At 64.6% G+C, this 16,721-nt stretch carries 14 protein-coding genes; 9 read left to right on the top strand and 5 right to left on the bottom strand.

Annotated features, from left to right (window positions below; genetic code table 11):
* Window positions 1–75: 75 nt before the first annotated feature.
* Window positions 76–840, bottom strand: coding sequence for an IclR family transcriptional regulator (locus WBB14_RS05020; protein ID WP_424238836.1), 765 nt, complete (start codon window positions 838–840; stop codon window positions 76–78).
* Between the two features lie 292 nt (window positions 841–1,132).
* On the opposite strand from WBB14_RS05020, the gene WBB14_RS05015 reads away from it, so the two are divergent.
* From WBB14_RS05015 to WBB14_RS04975, 9 genes are read left to right on the top strand one after another with little or no spacing between them, the layout of a single operon-like run.
* On the top strand, window positions 1,133–2,431 hold the full coding sequence (locus WBB14_RS05015; protein WP_424238835.1) for an ABC transporter substrate-binding protein: 1,299 nt from the start codon (window positions 1,133–1,135) through the stop codon (window positions 2,429–2,431).
* A gap of 51 nt (window positions 2,432–2,482) precedes the next feature.
* Entirely contained in the window at window positions 2,483–2,854 is a 372-nt protein-coding gene (locus WBB14_RS05010) for a hypothetical protein (RefSeq protein WP_424238834.1), read from the top strand.
* Window positions 2,855–4,282: an MmgE/PrpD family protein gene (locus WBB14_RS05005; protein WP_424238833.1), complete on the top strand. Its 1,428-nt coding sequence runs from the start codon at window positions 2,855–2,857 to the stop codon at window positions 4,280–4,282.
* Between the two features lie 19 nt (window positions 4,283–4,301).
* Window positions 4,302–5,456, top strand: coding sequence for an iron-containing alcohol dehydrogenase (locus tag WBB14_RS05000; RefSeq protein ID WP_424238832.1), 1,155 nt, complete (start codon window positions 4,302–4,304; stop codon window positions 5,454–5,456).
* On the top strand, window positions 5,456–6,370 hold the full coding sequence (locus WBB14_RS04995) for a carbohydrate ABC transporter permease (protein ID WP_424238831.1): 915 nt from the start codon (window positions 5,456–5,458) through the stop codon (window positions 6,368–6,370). The genes WBB14_RS05000 and WBB14_RS04995 overlap by 1 nt, the downstream gene beginning before the upstream one ends.
* Complete coding sequence (locus tag WBB14_RS04990) at window positions 6,363–7,196, top strand: carbohydrate ABC transporter permease (RefSeq protein WP_424238830.1); 834 nt, start codon at window positions 6,363–6,365, stop codon at window positions 7,194–7,196. The genes WBB14_RS04995 and WBB14_RS04990 overlap by 8 nt, the downstream gene beginning before the upstream one ends.
* A gap of 15 nt (window positions 7,197–7,211) precedes the next feature.
* Window positions 7,212–8,687: an aldehyde dehydrogenase family protein gene (locus tag WBB14_RS04985; protein WP_424238829.1), complete on the top strand. Its 1,476-nt coding sequence runs from the start codon at window positions 7,212–7,214 to the stop codon at window positions 8,685–8,687.
* Window positions 8,680–9,855: an ABC transporter ATP-binding protein gene (locus WBB14_RS04980; RefSeq protein ID WP_424238828.1), complete on the top strand. Its 1,176-nt coding sequence runs from the start codon at window positions 8,680–8,682 to the stop codon at window positions 9,853–9,855. The genes WBB14_RS04985 and WBB14_RS04980 overlap by 8 nt, the downstream gene beginning before the upstream one ends.
* On the top strand, window positions 9,852–11,186 hold the full coding sequence (locus tag WBB14_RS04975) for an FAD-dependent oxidoreductase (protein WP_424238827.1): 1,335 nt from the start codon (window positions 9,852–9,854) through the stop codon (window positions 11,184–11,186). Before WBB14_RS04980 ends, WBB14_RS04975 begins: the two co-directional genes overlap by 4 nt.
* Before the next feature lie 67 nt (window positions 11,187–11,253).
* Here the strand turns inward: WBB14_RS04975 and WBB14_RS04970 are convergent, their stop codons facing one another.
* The 4 genes from WBB14_RS04970 to WBB14_RS04955 form a co-directional block, all read right to left on the bottom strand.
* A complete protein-coding gene (locus WBB14_RS04970) occupies window positions 11,254–13,683 on the bottom strand; it encodes a TonB-dependent siderophore receptor (protein ID WP_424238826.1) in 2,430 nt (809 codons plus the stop codon).
* A gap of 99 nt (window positions 13,684–13,782) precedes the next feature.
* A complete protein-coding gene (locus WBB14_RS04965) occupies window positions 13,783–14,799 on the bottom strand; it encodes a FecR family protein (RefSeq protein WP_424238825.1) in 1,017 nt (338 codons plus the stop codon).
* A 4-nt stretch (window positions 14,800–14,803) separates the two neighbouring features.
* Complete coding sequence (locus tag WBB14_RS04960; RefSeq protein ID WP_424238824.1) at window positions 14,804–15,436, bottom strand: RNA polymerase sigma factor; 633 nt, start codon at window positions 15,434–15,436, stop codon at window positions 14,804–14,806.
* Window positions 15,437–15,664: 228 nt separating this feature from the next.
* Window positions 15,665–16,537, bottom strand: a complete 873-nt coding sequence (locus tag WBB14_RS04955; protein WP_424238823.1) for a SphA family protein — start codon at window positions 16,535–16,537, stop codon at window positions 15,665–15,667.
* Window positions 16,538–16,721: the final 184 nt, after the last annotated feature.

Genomic DNA, 16,721 nt, shown 5'->3' with positions numbered 1-16,721 from the left:
GCGCGGGAAGCCGATGGCGATCGCCAAGCCCTGGCTGGCGATGCGCGACATCCGCAGCTTGCTGCCGCGCCGCTATCAGGACTTGCCGTGGCGGAAGGCTCGTTGCAGCCGGTTGGCGGCGGCGTCCAGTAGCGGCAGGACCTCCGCGATCAACCTGTCTTTCGTGTAGTCCTTCGTGTTGACCGACACCGCCAGCCCATACCGCTGGGCGCCCGCTTCCACCAGGGCGCCAATGGCAGAATAGCCCATGCCCAGGTCTTCTTCGACCAGCGACCAGCCGCGCTTCCTGGATTCCTTGATTTCCTTTGTCAGTTTGCCGCGATGAACCAGCGTCTTGGGCGTCATTTGCGTGATGTTCATGGCGGCGACATGCGCATCGATATCTTCGGATTGCGCGATCAGCATGCGGCCCATCGCCGTGCAGTGAGCGGGCAAGCGGCTGCCGACGTGTATGTTCATCGTGACCAGCTTGCGGGTTTCGAGCGACGCGATTGAACGGGCCACCACCACGACTTCGTCGCCGTCGAGCAGGCCCAGGTGCACCGAGCCGCCGACCGCGTCTGCCAGCACCTCCATTTCGCTCTCCGCCATGAGGGGCAGGGACAGACTGGACAGCGCCGCATAGCCCAACTCCAACACCAGCGGCCGCAATTGGTAGCGCTTGGATTCCTCATCGTGGCCGACATAGCCTTCGTCCTGCAGCGTGCGTAGAAAGCGCAGGCAGGTCGCTTTGGTCAGGTTCACTCGTGTCGCAATCTCCGTGAGGGAAGGCGAGGGGATTTCATTGAATACGCGAACTATGGCGAGGCCTCGCGAAAGCGAGCGGTTTGAAACGGTCACGGTATCTCCGATTTTGCGGACTTATTGTTGCCGCAAAGACTATCGCATAAGCGTCTTGGTGTTGATGCTTCCCACGCGTGGGCACCTAGTGTAAATGGGGGGCGCGCGCCGTCCTGCGCGTGCCGCTGCCAACATGGAAAAGCGAATGATTTCAAGGACGTCCGCAGTCATGCTTCGCTGCGGTGCAGAACAACTTGTTCTTGCATGTTCAACATTTGCCCACTAGCATTGGTTTAAAGAGCGATACACAGGTTCACTTAGTGAACCACGATGATAACTAAAGGAGGCATGCATGCATACCCTATTTGGTTCCATCCGGCGCGCATTCACGGCCGCGTTGTTTGCAGTATCACTTGCCGCGCCCATGGCCCATGCGCAGGATCCCGTCAAGCTGACGCTTTGGTTCACCGATTCGCGGGCGCAGTACAAGACCTGGCTGGAAAAGTCCGCGGCGGAATTCCGCAAGACCCATCCCAACGTCAGCTTCGAAATCGTCCAGATGTCTCCGAACGACGCCTACATCAAATGGCCTGCCTCGATCGCCGCGGGCAACCAACCGGACATCACCTGGATGTTCTTCGCGTTTTCCGCCTGGGTGAATGACATTCCGGGCGGCGCCCTGGCCTCCATGGACGACGTGGTCAGCGCGCTGGGCAAGGACAAATTCCATCCCGATGGCCTGTCCGCGTGGCGCTACAAGGACAAGTACCTGGGCGTGCCGTACACGCGTCAGCCGTTCTACCTGTTCTGGCGCAAGGACAAGTTCGCGGCAGCGGGGCTGCCCGACCCGAAGACCTGGGATGACGTCATCAATGCCGCCAAGGTGTTGCACAAGCCGGAAAAGGGGGAATACGGCATCGCCATCGCGGGCAAGAACGATTGGACGGTACGCCAGAACTTCGAACTGGTGCTGTACTCGAACGGCGGCCATCTGCTGACCAAGGATGGCAAGGCCGCGTTCGACAACGATGTGGGCCGCAAGGCCATCGATATCTACACGGAGCTCTTCAAGTACACGCCGCCGGGCTCCTTGAATGCGGCCTACGCGGAAGTGAACCGGACCTTTGCAACCGGCACCGCGGCGATGGCCATCTCGCTGCCTGTGGCGCTGAGCCAGTTCCACGACGCCAATCCGGGCAAGGCGGGGCAGGTCGGGGCGCTGATTCCGTCCGACGCGGGGCTGGCCCTGACCATGCAGAACAACAAGGGCTGGTCGGTCTTCGAGAAGTCCAAGCACCAGGCCGAGGCCAAGAAGTTCGTGCAGTTCCTTTATGAAACTGAGCAGTACGCACGCGGGCTGGAGGCCAGCGCTTTGGGGGGGCTGGCGCTGTACGACGACAAGCAGGCCATCGAAATGTACTTCGACCGGGTCGGCTCGGTGAAGGCGTACCCCGATGTCGTGAAGACGCTGCTCTCCAACCATTCGGGCTACTACTCGGGTATCGACTGGTATGGACAGAATCCCAAGGGCGGCCTGGTGGGTTCCAAGGGCATCGTGGAGCGCAACCTGAACATGCACCTGGCCAAGAAGCAGGACACGGCCCAGACCGCCCAGGCCATACAGCGCGAACTGCAGGAAATATTCGACTGACGTCCCGGGGAGGGACTTCCCTCCCGCTTTTCCATCCATCGGAGAAACAGCATGCAGGATGACACCATCCTTGGCACGGGGTTGCGCGCGTTCGCGCAACGCTGGGAGCGCAATGGAAACCAGTTGATGAGCCGCCGCCTGGAAGGGGCGCTGGGGCGTGAGTTCCGCTTCGAGTGCGCGGGCGAGCCCGCCATGAGCCTGAAGCTGACGGCCGAGGCCGCCGACATCGGCCCCGCCGACCCGGCGCAACCCGCGTACGCCACCATCGCCATGGGCGCGGCGGACTGGAAGCAGGTCTTTTGCGGAAAGTGGTCGGTAATGACGGTCGTGCTGGGCGGCCGCAGCAACTTCCCCAAGCATGAACGCCGCTACATCATGCAGCTATCCATGCTGATGCAGGCACTTTTTCTCCTGGAGGCATGAATGGGCGCGTCGGAATTGCAGCAACCGCAGGGACTGTTGCGCGAACCAGTCACCATGGAATACGCCAGGTTTGTCGCCGGCTTGGGCTATGAGGCGCTGCCAGAGGCCGTGGCAACGGTGGCCAAGGACCAGATCCTCGCCACGATAGGATCTTGCCTCGCCGGCTCGCGCATGCCGGGTGCCGAATCCTTGCGCAGGGGCAGCCGGATCCTTGGCAGCGGCGAGGTCGCCACGCTGTTCGGCCTGCCCGAGAAGGTGCCCGCGCCGGCAGCGGCGCTATACAACGCGGGCACGGGCCAGATCATCGAATGGGATGACTGGGTCCTGATCAGCCACACGGGCGCCTGTGTCGTGCCCACGGCCTTCGCCAGCGGCGAAGCCTGCCGCAGCAGCGGCCGCGACGTGGTGACGGCGGTCGTCATCGGCAACGAGATCGCGGGGCGCACCTCGCGGGCCATCCAGCGCGGCGCGTACCTCGGCAACGGCATGCCCAACCATCAAGCCGAAGCGTCCCTGGTCGCCGGTCACCTGATGAAGCTCGATCCCATTGCATTGGCGCGTTCGGTCAGCCATTCGGCCTATCTGGCGATGGAAAACTGCTTCCTGGGCTGGGCCAGCGATTCCAAGGTGCTGGTCAACGGACTGCCGGCCATGTGGGGCATCGTCTCGGCAAACCTGGCCAAGGAAGGATTGATCGGCAATCTCGACATGATCGAGCATCCTGCGGGCTACCTGGCCACGGTGTCCGAGGAAGTGGACCATGCCGAACTGCTCAAGGGACTGGGGCAGGACTGGTACACCCTGACTTTGAACACCAAGCGCTATCCGTCCTGCGCCTACAACCTGGCGGCGATCGAGTCGGCCATCACGCTCAACGCCCGGCTCGGGCCGCAGGCGATGCGCAGGATCCGCAAGATCGTCATTCAATGTCCCGGCGTGACGATCTACGTCAGCGGCCGCTACCACGGCTTCGAACCGGACATCCGCGAACTGATCCGGGACGACAGGTTGAGCCACATGGGCCTGTGCTTTGACGCGGGCTATGCCGTGGCCGCCGCGCTGGTCGACGGCAAGCTCACGTACAAGCAGTTCCTCAAGGAGCGGATATTCGACCCCGAGATCGAGCGGCTGCACGGCATCGTCGAGTACCGCACCGATCCCGACATGCAGAAGGCCTACTACAAGGACTACCAGTACGGCTCGCGGGTGGAACTGCACATGGAGGGCGGCGAAGTCCTGCATGAGGAACGCAAGCAGTTGCTGGGCGCTCGCGACAGGACCTTCGACCATGTCGAGAAGTTCATGGAAGGCGCTGAGGACGTGCTGTCCTATTCCCAGGCCTGCGAGGCCGCGCAAGCGTTGCGCACGCTGGAAAAGGTCCAGGACATCAATGAAGTCGGCGCCTTGCTGCGCCCCAGGAACGGCTAACCCCAAGAGGAAACGCGAAATGAAGAATTTCTCCACCGTATGGCCGCGCGACATGGTATTCGGGCGCGGGGCGTTGAGCCAGTTGGGTGCGCGGGCGAAGGCCATGAATGTGCGGCGCATGCTGATCGTTACCGATGCCGGGCTGGTCAAGTGCGGCCTGGCGGAAAGCGTCGCGCGGACGCTGGCCAAGGACGGCATCGAATCGCGCATCTTCGGCGAAGTGCTGCCCAACCCCACGATGACCGAGGTGCGGCGAGGCGTCGAACTCTGGCGCTCCGAAGCATTCGACGGCTTGCTGGCCTTGGGCGGCGGCAGCTCCATGGATGCAGCCAAGGCCATGGCAACCACCTTGCTGTCGGGCAAGGAGATCGTGGACCAGGTGACCCATGGCGTGGACCATCTGCCAGGGGAGCCCGTGGCGTTCTTCGCCGTGCCGACGACGTCCGGCACCGGCAGCGAGGCGACCTCGGCGGCGATGGTGAAGGACGATGACGGACGCAAGTACCTGATCCGGAGCTTGCGTTGCCGGCCCGTCCTGTCGGTGCTGGATCCCGAGATCACGGCGAGCGTCCCGGCGCGCATGACCGCCGCCACCGGGATGGACGCGCTGATCCACGCCATGGGCGCCTACACGAACAGCAGCCAGCATCCGATTGCCGATGTCCTGGCGCTGGAGGCGATGCGCCTGGTCATGGACAACCTGCCGCGCGCGGTGCGGCAGGGAGACGATCTGGAGGCGCGCGAGAACATGATGCTGGCCAGCCATCTGGCGGGCATCGCCATTTCCTGCAAGGGCAACGATGCCGTGCATGGACTGTCCACGCCGGTCGAGTCCCTGCTGGACGTGACGCATGGCGAAAGCCTTTCGGCCATACTGCCGCACGTCATGGCGTTCAACCTGGAGGCGCGGCCCGATCTCTACGCCACGATAGGGCGGGCGATAGGCGCGGCAGGCAAGGACGCGGACGACCAAGCCGCCGCCCGGGCCCTGCTGGAGCGCGTGACGGCCCTGCGCGACGAGATCGGCGTGTCGCGTTCGCTGGCGCCGCTGGGCGTGAAGCCCGAAATGATAGAGCGCCTGTCGGAGCTTGCGGAGAGCAGCCGCTCCACCTTGATCAACTGCCGCAAGATGTCGCGCGGCGACATCCAGTCCATGTATCAGCGGATGCTGTGATGAGCGCGCCCGCCATATCCATGTGGCGGCCGGGCCCCAGGTTGGCCCGGCACAGCCTGCCTTATCTGCTGATGGCGCCAGCGCTCATCCTGCTGACGGCGCTGACGCTGGTGCCGCTGCTGTACTCCATTTTCCTGAGCTTCTACGAAGCCCGGCTGGGGATGGGGTTGGGGCGCTTTGTCGGCCTGGACAACTACGTTGCGGTCCTCCAGGAGGCCCGGTTCTGGATCGCGGCGTGGAATACCCTGGTCTGGGTCGCGGGCTCGGTTTCCTCGCAGATCATCGTGGGGGTGGCGTTGGCGGTGATCCTGGAGCGGCTCGTCATCGGGCGCAATTTCTTCCGCGCGGCGCTGTTCCTGCCGTGGGTGATGCCGGTGGCGGTCATCGCCTATCTATGGCGCTGGATCCTCAATCCGCAATCCGGCATCGTCAATGTCACGCTGAGGAACCTGGGATTCGACTGGGGCGCGACCTTGCCCTGGTTGTCGGAGCCGGACACGGCCATGGCCAGCGCGCTGCTGATCAACCTGTGGCGGGGCGTGCCGTTCGTGATGATCATGGTGGTTGCTGCCTTGCAGGGCATACCCAAGGACGAGTACGAAGCGGCGCGCATCTCGGGGGCTGGGGCGCTGCGGGAGTTCTGGTACGTCACGCTGCCGAACCTGAAGCTGATCATCGCCACCCTGGTGCTCCTGCGCACCATGCAGATCGCGAACAACTTCTCGCTCATGTGGCTGCTAACGGGCGGCGGACCGGCGGACTCGACGGAAATACTGCCGATCCTGGTGTACCTGAAAGCCTTTGGCGCGCACCAGTTCGGGCAGGCATCCGCGCTGGCCGTGCTGCTGCTGATCGTCCTGATGGCAGTTGCCGTCGTCTATGCGAGGGCGCTGAGGGAGAACCGCCATGCTTAGGAAGCCGACTCCGGGCGTGCTCTTCGCCTACGCCACCGTGATCGCGACCACGTTCGCCGTGCTGTTTCCCATCGTGTGGATGGTATTGACGGCGATCAAGCCCACCGCCGAAATCTATTCGCCGCAAGCGTCGTGGATCCCGGCCACGATCGACTGGTCGCATTTGCGCTCCGCCTGGCTGGAAAAGAACTTCAGCGTCTACTTCCTCAATAGCCTGATCGTCTCGACGGCCACGGCCGTCTTCAGCACCGTGGTGGCGATTCTTGGAGGCTATGCCTTGTCGCGCTTCGAGTTCAGGGGCAAGCGGGCGCTGGGCGCCTTCGTGCTGGTGATCTACCTCGTGCCGGTCATCCTGCTGGCCTTGCCGTTCTATCTGCTGCTCAGCAAGCTCAACCTGCTGGACACCAGGTTGGGGTTGATCCTGGCCGTGGCGACCTACGCCGTGCCGTTCTCGGTCTGGGTGCTCAAGGGGTACTTCGCGCAAGTGCCGCCGGAAATCGAAGAGGCCGCGATCGTGGACGGCGCCAGCCGCATCGGCGCCCTGTGGCGCGTGGTCCTGCCGGTGGCCTTGCCGGGCATCGTGGCGACTTTTCTCTTCTGTTTCATCCTGGCCTGGGACGACTATCTGTTCGGCCTGATCATCATCAACTCCGACAGCATGCGCACGCTGCCCCTGGCTGTGGGCCTGCTGGCGGCCGATTACTCGGTCACGGACGGCCAGATGATGGCCATGGGAACCATCACGACGATACCCATCATTTTCCTGTACCTGTTCTTTCAACGCTATTTCATCAGCGGCCTGACCTCTGGATCGGTCAAGGGCTAGCAATAGGAGACAAAAATGGATCAGGCAATGCCGAAGACCTTGCGCCAGAAGCCGTACCCCTTGTTGATCGGCGGCCAGGAGGTGCCCGCGGCTTCCGGGGCCACCTTCGCCAGCATCAATCCGGACAATGGCGAAATCCTGGCGCAGGTGGCGCAGGCCGGGGCCGAGGACGTGGACCGCGCGGTGCAGGCGGCCCGCCTGGCGTTTGAGGGTGCGTGGGGCCGGATGACGCCCAAGGAGCGCAGCAAGGCATTGTTGCGGTTGGCGGCGGCGCTGAACGACAAGGCCGAGATGCTCGCGCAGATCGAAATGCTGGACGTGGGAAAACCCATCAAGCAATCGCGGGCCTCGATGGCGGGGTTGGCGCCCACGCTGGAGTACTACGCGGGCGTGCTGCTGGGCATGGGAGGGGAGACGATCAATGTGTCCGACCCCACCATCATGGACTTCACCTTGCGCGAGCCCCTGGGTGTATGCGGCTTGATCGTGCCGTGGAATTATCCCGTGAGCCTGGCGGTCCTGAAGCTGGCGCCGGCGCTGGCGGCCGGCAATACCGTGGTGATCAAGCCCTCGGAGGTGACGCCGCTGTCCACCACGGAGCTGGGCCTGGCCGCGCTGGAGGCGGGCATTCCGCCTGGCGTCATCAATATCATCCATGGCACGGGGGAGGAGGCGGGCGACGCGCTGGCGCGTCATCCAGGCGTGGCGAAGATCTCGTTCACCGGCGGCACGGTGACGGGCCGCAAGATCTTCCGCGCGGCGGCGGATTCGATCAAGCGGCTGACCCTGGAACTGGGAGGCAAGTCGCCCTTGATCGTCTTCGCCGACAGCGACATCGACGCCGCCGTCACCACCGCCTACAACGACATGACGCGCAATACCGGGCAGGTGTGCGCCGCCTGCACCCGGCTGGTGGTGGAGCGCCGGGTCCACGACGAATTCATCGAGAAGCTGGGCCAGCGCATGGCGCAGGTGCGGATCGGCCGGCCCGCCGACGAAGCCACGGAAATGGGGCCCATCGTCAACGCCACGCAGATCAAGCGCATCCAGGCCTATCTGCAGGTGGCCAGCGAGGAGGGCGTGCGGACCGTGCGCGGCGTCGACCTCGGCAGTCGGCCGGAACTGAGCAAGGGGTACTACATGGACCCCGTCCTGTTCCTGGACGCGGACAACACCATGCGCGTGGCGCGCGAGGAAATCTTCGGTCCGGTGCAAACCGTCATGACCTTCGACACCGAGGACGACGCGGTGCGGATCGCCAACGACTCGCCGTTCGGCCTGGCGGCCGCCATTTTCACGCGTGACGCGGCGCGTTCCATGCGCATGGTGCGCAAGATCCAGGCGGGCACGGTGTGCGTCAACCATGGCGCCAAGGCAGCCGTCGATGCTCCTTTTGGCGGCTACAAGGAAAGCGGCATCGGGAAGGAACGCGGCATGTTGGCAATGTTGGACGACACGCAGGTGAAAAATGTCCGTTATGCACTTGTCTAAACCCAGCTCCCGGATCGAGATCGACGGGATAGCGAAGCGCTTCGGCGACAATGCCGTCCTGCACGACCTGAACTTGTCCATCGATCCCGGCGAGTTCGTGGTGCTGTTGGGACCCTCGGGCTGCGGCAAGAGCACCTTGCTGCGGCTGATCGCAGGCCTGGAAGAGCCGAGCGCCGGACGCATCCGCATCGGCGCGCGCGACGTGACGGATTTTCCGCCGCGCCGCCGCGACATCGCGATGGTGTTCCAGAGCTACGCGCTCTATGCCCACCTGAGCGTCGCCGACAACATCAGCTTTCCGCTGCGCATGCGCGACATGCCCTGGTATTACGAGATACCGCTGCTGGGTGGACTGATCCCCGCGGCGCGGGAACGCAAGCGCTCGCATCGCGATCAGGCCGCCAAGGCCGCGGAGGCCGTGGGCATGCAGCAGCTGCTGCATCGCAAACCGCGTGAACTCTCTGGCGGCCAGCGTCAGCGGGTGGCGCTGGCCCGCGCCATGATCCACGATCCTGCGGTTTTCCTGATGGACGAGCCGCTGTCCAATCTGGATGCGCAACTGCGCTCGCACACGCGGGCCGAGATCATACGCCTGCACCAGCGTCTGAAGCGCACCTTCATCTACGTGACGCACGACCAGGTCGAGGCGATGACCATGGGCACCCGCGTCATCGTCATGAACCAAGGCAGGATCCAGCAGGACGGCACGCCTGATGATCTCTACGACGCGCCGGCCAATGCGTTCGTTGCGGGCTTCGTGGGCAGTCCCGCCATCAATCTGGTGACGGCGCAGCCCGCGGCGGAAGGGTTCGCCATCAATGGTCAGGTGCTGCCCGGATCGGTCCGGTACCGCGCCGCTTCGGGATACGGCCCGTTGCCGAACAGCCTGACGCTGGGCATACGGCCCGAGTATCTCCGGATTGGGGAGGAGGGATTGCCGGCGACGATCGAACTGGTGGAGCGCCTGGGCACGGAACAGGTGGTCACCCTTCAGGCCAGTGGTGTCTCATTGCGCGTCAAGCTCGACAGCGAGGTGCGCTACCGCGCCGGCGACCGCGTCAACGTGAGCCTGGACTGGAGCCGCGTGCATCTGTTCGACGCGGACAACGGAAACCGTATTGAACCCGTGCGCGCCGAGGCGCGTCCGCTGAGGGAGAAATTCGCATGAACCCAAAGACTGTCAGGGAGCCGGCCCGCGAGGTTCCCGTGCTGGGAGAACCCGACGTGCTGGTGGCCGGAGGCGGCGTGGCGGGCATCGCCGCCGCGGCCGCTGCGGCCCGGGCCGGGGCCAAAGTGCTGCTGCTGGAGCGCTGGGGCTTTCTGGGCGGCACGGTGTCGGCGGTCACGCTGGGAGGCTTTTGCGGTGTCTGGGCGGTCACGCCCGATGAACTGATTCCCGTCGTCGACGGCCTGTTCGGTGAACTGGTGGACCGGCTGAAGCAGCGCGATGCCGTGACGGCTCCGCGGCGCTGGTCCCAAGCCGCGTCGCTGCCCTACGATCCCACCAGCGTGCGCCTGGTGGCCGACGAGATGATGGCAGCCTATGGCGTGGAGGTCATGTTCCATTCCTGGGTGGCCGATGTCGCAACCGAAGACGGCCGGGTCGCCACCGTCTTTGTGGAAAACAAGGGGGGACGCTATGCGGTGCGGCCCCGCATGGTCATCGACTGTACCGGCGACGGCGACATCGCCGCGCGTGCCGGCGCGCCATTCGAGCTGGGTTCAGGCGGGATCACGCAGTTCGGTTCCAGCATGTTCCGCATGGCGCCCGTGGATGTGGAAACGTTCGGCAAATTGAGCCGGGACGAGGTCGGCGAACGCATGGCCGCGATCGTCGCGGCCGGAACGCCATTGCCGCGGACCATGGTCGCGCTATACCCGAACCCGATAGAAGGCGTGGTGCACCTGAACGCGACCCGCGTCGCGCGCAGCGACGGCGAACCATTCGACCTGACCGATCCGATGCAGCTGTCAGAGGCGGAAAGAGAAGGGCGCCGCCAGGCCTATCTGTACGAATCCGTGCTGCGCGAGCACATGCCAGGCTTCTCGCGGGCGCGCATCATCGACATCGGCGCGCAGATCGGCATCCGCGAGACGCGGCTGATCGAAGGCGACCACGTGCTGACGGCGGAAGAAGTCCTGGGCGCCGCGAAGCCTGAAGACGGCATCGCCTGCAATGCCTGGCCGGTGGAAGTCCATGCCCAGGGGCTGAAAACCGTCTGGAAGTTCCTGGAACCCGGCGAGTACTGCCGCATCCCTTATCGCTGCCTGACGCCGGCCGGGCTGCGCAATGTGCTGGTGGCGGGGCGCTGCGTTTCGTCCACGCACGAGGCGCAGGCATCGATCCGCGTATCCGCGCCATCGATGGCCATGGGCGAAGCCGCTGGCATCGCCGCCGCCATGGCGCTGTCCGCAAGTTGCGACAGCCGCTCGGTCGAGGTCCCGGCGTTGCAGGAGGCGTTGCGGCGGGAGGGCGCGATACTTGAGCCGGCGGGCTGAGGGGCTCGCGCTCCATGAGCTGGCCGTGCGGGGAGTCGGCACGTCACGGCGCAGCTTGGCGGAGAACCTAGAAATCGACCGACGCCGACAGCATCACCGACCTCGGTGAACCCAGGCGCAGATACCCTTCGGATGCCGAGGACCAGTAGTCCTTGCCGAACACGTTGTTGACGGTCGCGCGCAGGGTGACGGGGTGGTCGAATGCGCGGGTGGCGTAGCGCATGCCCAGGTCCCAGCGCGTCCAGCCAGGAATGCGACGGCTGTTCTCCAGGTTCTGGTACTGCCAGCTGGTCGAGAGGGCGCGCGCGCTCAACGTAAGCCCGGGCGCAAACGACGGATCCCATTCCATGCCGATATTGGCCATCCAGCGCGGCACGCCGACGGCGCTATTGCCATCTGTGCCGGGCTTGGCGGTGCGGATCATCGTCGGCTGGATGTAGGTGATGCCGCCCAGCAGGCGCACGCCGCGCGCCAGTTCGCCGTAGGCATTGAACTCCACGCCGCGGTTGCGCTGTTCGCCGCTCACGTCGTAACGGGTCACGCCATCATTGACCGTCGTCAGGCCGGCTGGCTGCTTGATCTGGAAAAGGCCCAGCGTGGTGGTGACCGTGCCGAAATCGACCTTTACGCCGGCTTCGATCTGCTTGGTCTTGATGGGCGCGAAAATCTCGCCCGCGTTCGAGGCGCCGGCCGGAGCGATGGGGCCTGCCATCAGGCCTTCTATATAGTTGGCGTACAACGAGACATCGGTCCATGGCTTGACCACCAGACCGAAGGCCGGCGTGACGGCCGATTTGTCATAGCTGGAAGTCACCTGGCCGGTGGTGTAGCTGTAGTTCGTCGCCTTCACCGTCTGGTAGCGCAGGCCGGCGGTGAACTGGACCCGGCCATCGGCAAGGGAAAGCGTGTCCGCCAGCGCGACGGTCGGCAGCTTCAGCAGGGAAGTGCGCGGCGGCGAACTCGACAGTCCATCGATCGACGGCTTGGGGATCTCCGCCGGATCGTACAGATTGGATGGCGACATGCCGAAGATGTAGTAGTCGTAATAGCCGGCGCGTTGCTCGAAGGTGGAATAGCTCAGGCTGACTTCGTGCTTGACCGGGCCGGTCTTGAAATCGCCGCGCGCGCCCCAGACCGTGGAGACATTCTGTTCATAGCTGGGCCAATAGTAGGGGCGCATCAAGAGTTCGCCGTTCTGGCCAACCACTATCGGATCCGCGTACAGGTAACGGTTGTTGCTGCGCCGATAGCCCACGCCGCCGAAGACGGTCAGGTGCGGGCTGAGGTCGTACTCGGCGCGCAGCACGCCGTAGTTGTCGCGTGACTTGGCGTAGCCCCAATCGGGCGAATAGCCCTTGGACGCATCGGGTGCGCGCGGCACCGGCAGGCTGTCGCCGAAGATCAGCACGCCGGAATCGCCCGGCGCGTCGATGTTGTTGGTTTGATGGCCGGCATCCAGCGAAACACGCAAGCGCTCGCCGCGATAGTCCAGGCCGATGACCGCGACGCCCAGCTGGTTCGATTGATTCCGGACCGCGGTGTCGCCGTCCCGGTACGAACCATTGAAGCGGATGCCGAACTCGTTGTTCTCGCCAAAGCGCCTGCCGATGTCGACCATGCCGCCAAAGCGGGCATCGGACTGGTAAATCGCGGTCAGGCGGGTCAGCGGATCGTCGCCGGCGCGCTTGGCGACGACGTTGATGCCGCCGCCCACGCTGCCCCGCGGGCTCATGCCGTTCAGCAGGGCAGTGGGACCCTTGAGCACTTCCACGCGCTCGACGCCGTCCAGCGCGATGGTGCGCAGCGGCAGCATGCCGTACAAGCCGTTGAAGGATACGTCCTGGTTGCGCACCGGAAAACCGCGGATCTGGAACTCGTCGCCGGTCCCGGCCACCGAGCCTTGGCCGTCGTTGACCGTGCGTACCGAAGCGTCGTTCGCCAGCACGTCGGCGATGGAGTTGGCCTGCTGGTTCTGGATCAGTTCCGATGTATAGCTGGCGATGTTGAACGGCGTGTCCATCACATCGCGTTCGCCTAGCAGGCCGACGCGGCCGCCGCGGGCGACCTGGCCGCCGGCGTAGGGCTCGGGCAACTGCGAGTTGCCGGTCACCAGCACCGGCGCCAATGTGGTGACGGCTGCAGCTTGGGCCGTCACCGCGTATCCGCCGCCTGGCGTGGCCGCGCTGGACAGTCCGGATCCCTGCAGCAACCGCGACAGCGCTTCCCGCACCGTCATGCGGCCGGATACGGCCGGCGCCTGATGCGCGGCGATTTGGGCGCCGCCCGCCATGATGGGCGTGCTGGTCTGGCGCGACAGCATGTTGAGCGCCGTGTTCAATGGCTGCGCGGGCAGGTCGATGCCATAGAGCTGTTCCGACTGGGCCTGAGCCTGGGCTGGCGTGGGCACTGTGGCCAGCGGCAGGCCAAGTACGCTCGACAGCGCCAGGACTAGCGCGGAACGGCCCAGGAACGGCCGGCAAATACCGGATTGGTGCATTTCAACTCCGTCTATCGAGAAAATCGCCGCCCGGTGGCGGCCCTATCGATACAGAAGACGGATGAGGCGCGAAAACGGAGACAGCTGATCGAAAAAAAATCAGCGCAGCCGCAATACGACATCGCCGTTCGCCTGCGATTCCGCGCGCAGCGGCAGAATCGCTTCGAGGAGCGCCGCGGCGTTGCCGGCGTCGGCGCTGCGAAAGCGCCCCGTCAGGCGCAGGGCGTTGACCTTCGGGTCGGACGTGGTCAGCGGCCGCGTGCGAAAGGCGTTGATGGCCGGCAGGGCTTCGTCCAGGCGCTGGTTGTCGAACCACAGCCAGCCCTTGCGCCAGGCCGCGATGCTGTCCGGATCGATGCGCCGGACGGCGTCGACTTCGCCGTTGCGCCAACTGACGGCGATATTGGCGTACAGATCCAGGGGAGGGCCGCCGCGCGCCAATGTGTACCAACGGGCGTCGCGCGGAGCAGGGCGGAAGCGCACATGGCCTTCCTCCACGGCCAGGGACACGACGCCGCCCCGGTCGCTCACGGTGAACACCGTGCCCACGACCTCGACCTCGCCGCCGCGGGTGCGGACCCGGAATGGCCGGCTGGCGTCGGGGGCTACCGTGAACAGCGCCTCGCCGTGGCTGAGTTCGACCACGCGTTCGTCGCGGTACAGGCTGACGGCAAGCCGCGTGCGGGCGGCAAGGTCGATCCGCGTTCCCAAGCCGCCGCGGTCCGGCTGATCGGGCACCTGCGCCTGGGACAGCTGGCTGGAACCCGTTTCATAGGACGCCTGATATAGCGGGCGCCGCCAGTACCAGCCGGCACCGAGCATGGCCGTACAGGCGCCTGCGGCCGTCCAGCCAAGCAGGGCGCGGCGCGACAGCCGGTGATCCCCGGCGGCGGCGATGTCCTGGTCGAACCGTGCGCGCATGTCAGGCGCTACGGCGGCAAGCAGCTGCCAGCGCCGCATGGCCTCGAGATAGGCGGCCTCGTGCCGCGGCGCACCGGCGCGCCACGCGGCCAGCCGGGAGGCTGCCTGGCGCGCGCCGCGCTCGGTGGCGATTTCGGCGGTGGCGATCAGGGTGAGCGCCTGGTCGATCAGCGCCTCGTCGGGGACTTGCTGCATGGCGTCAGTTGCCGCCGTCCGCGACGGGCTCGCGGCCGTGCTCCTGCCGACCGCCGGCGGAATCGGAGTCCAAATATAGATTACGCAGGGCGTGGGAACAGTCCAGCGTCGCGCGCACCAGATGCTTGGCGACCGAGGCCTCCGTGATGCCCAACTGTTGCGCGATTTCGGCGCGGCTGTGGCCGTAGGCGCGGAACAACAGGAAGACCTGCATCCGCCGTGCGGGCAGGGACGCCAGCACCGCCGCCACGCGCTCGACCATCTGCCGTTGCGACACGACTTGTTCGGCGGACGGCGCCATTGCTTCGGCTTCCAACGGCCCATGCAGGGCCAGCCAGTTCTGCGAGACCTTGCGGCGACGCGCTTCGTCAATGCAGAGATTGTGGGCGACGCGGAACAGCAGGCCGCGCAGTGATTCGATGGCCGGGCCGTTCTTGCGGGCGTTGTTCAGGCCATTGGCGTAAACGCGTTCGAAGCTTGCCTGAGCGATGTCGGCGGCGTCGTCCGGATTGCGCAATTGGTAGTTGAGATACCGCTGCAGGTCGCGGTAGTGGCCGAGCAATTCATCGACGAATCCGCGTACCGTCGTGGCGGAGCCGGAACGTTTGACGGAACGAATTGGGGAGGATGCGGACATCGGGACTGGGAAAATGCGGCTCCGACCGGCGGAGCACGATCACGGGATTTTCAATAATGATTCCCATTATTGATACTTGAGGGCTCCCATGCAAGCAATGGTTTGCCCTGATCCGTTATACGCATAATGTATATTATGTAAAGTACGATAAATCGTTTTATCAGGCCCACCCAGGCCTGACGTTCGATCAACCACACTTCCCGATCAAGTTTCGAGGCTGCGCAGGCCTCAAAGCTTGTGCACCCATCGCAAAACGAAGCGATTGCCTTCAGCCCTGTTCTCCGCGCCTGACTCGAAGTACAGATTGGCGTACAGGATGTTGTTGCGCGAGAACGAGTACATGGCTCCGGGACCGATGCCGAATACCTGTTCGCGTCGACCGGAAACGGCGTTGCCGTTGACTTTGGTGTCGGTGAATTGCTTCAGCCAATAGCCGTTGATGCCGGCGTGCAGCTGGTCCGTGAGCGCATAGGCGGCGTTGAAGTTGATGTGCACAGCCTGCCCGGCCTGCACGTTCTTGACACCCGCTCCGTATAGGGCCGGTGACGGCGCATTGTTCTTGGCGTTCCAGAGGTAGTGCGCGTTCCACGTGACGGTGGCCCTGGGCGTGAGCCATAGGGTTGCCGCCCAATACGGGTTGACCGACCAGAAGTTTGCTCCGGGATTGATGGCGCGGTCCTGGTCGTATTTGCCGGTGGGCAGCACGACGTCCAGCTCCAGCCGGTGGGCGAATATGGGGCCGTTCTTTCCCGTCACCGGTTCGAACTGCAGGAAGGCGCCGGCCCGAAGGTCGGCAAAGCCATCCTGTGCCTTGAGCACGGCATTGTTCATGCCGTCGTTCACCTCGGCTTTGGTAAGCACCGGCAGGATGAAGCTAAGGCCCCAGTTGACGTTCTTCGAGGCGCCGTCCTGGTAGATCAGCTGCAGCGCCGTGGCGTCGACGCTGGTGGTGGATTTAGGCAGGCCGATCGCGTCCCCGCGGTTGTCGGTAATCCTGCGTCCTTCGTAGCGGGATGAATAAACCGATGCGGACCAACCCGGTCCGCCGGGAATGGGAGCGCCGTCATAGAAGGTGGTCAACCCCAGGTTGACCGTGGGCAAGTCCCCCGCTTGCGCGATGCCGGCAAATAGGGAAAATCCGCACAATGAATGTGCCAGGACACTTTTCTTTGGACAAGACGCTACCAAACAGCTCATGAAGATCTGCTCCGCTGGAATTGTTCTTTGAGGAAAATGCGCTTCGAACAGGATGCCTGCGTGCCAGTCCCGGACAAGATCGTCCGGC

Source organism: Achromobacter sp. (genome assembly GCF_049647645.1).
In the GTDB taxonomy this organism is placed as follows: Bacteria; Pseudomonadota; Gammaproteobacteria; order Burkholderiales; family Burkholderiaceae_B; genus Achromobacter.
The sequence above is the reverse complement of the archived record's forward strand: the minus strand, read 5'-3'. Positions and strand labels throughout refer to the sequence as shown.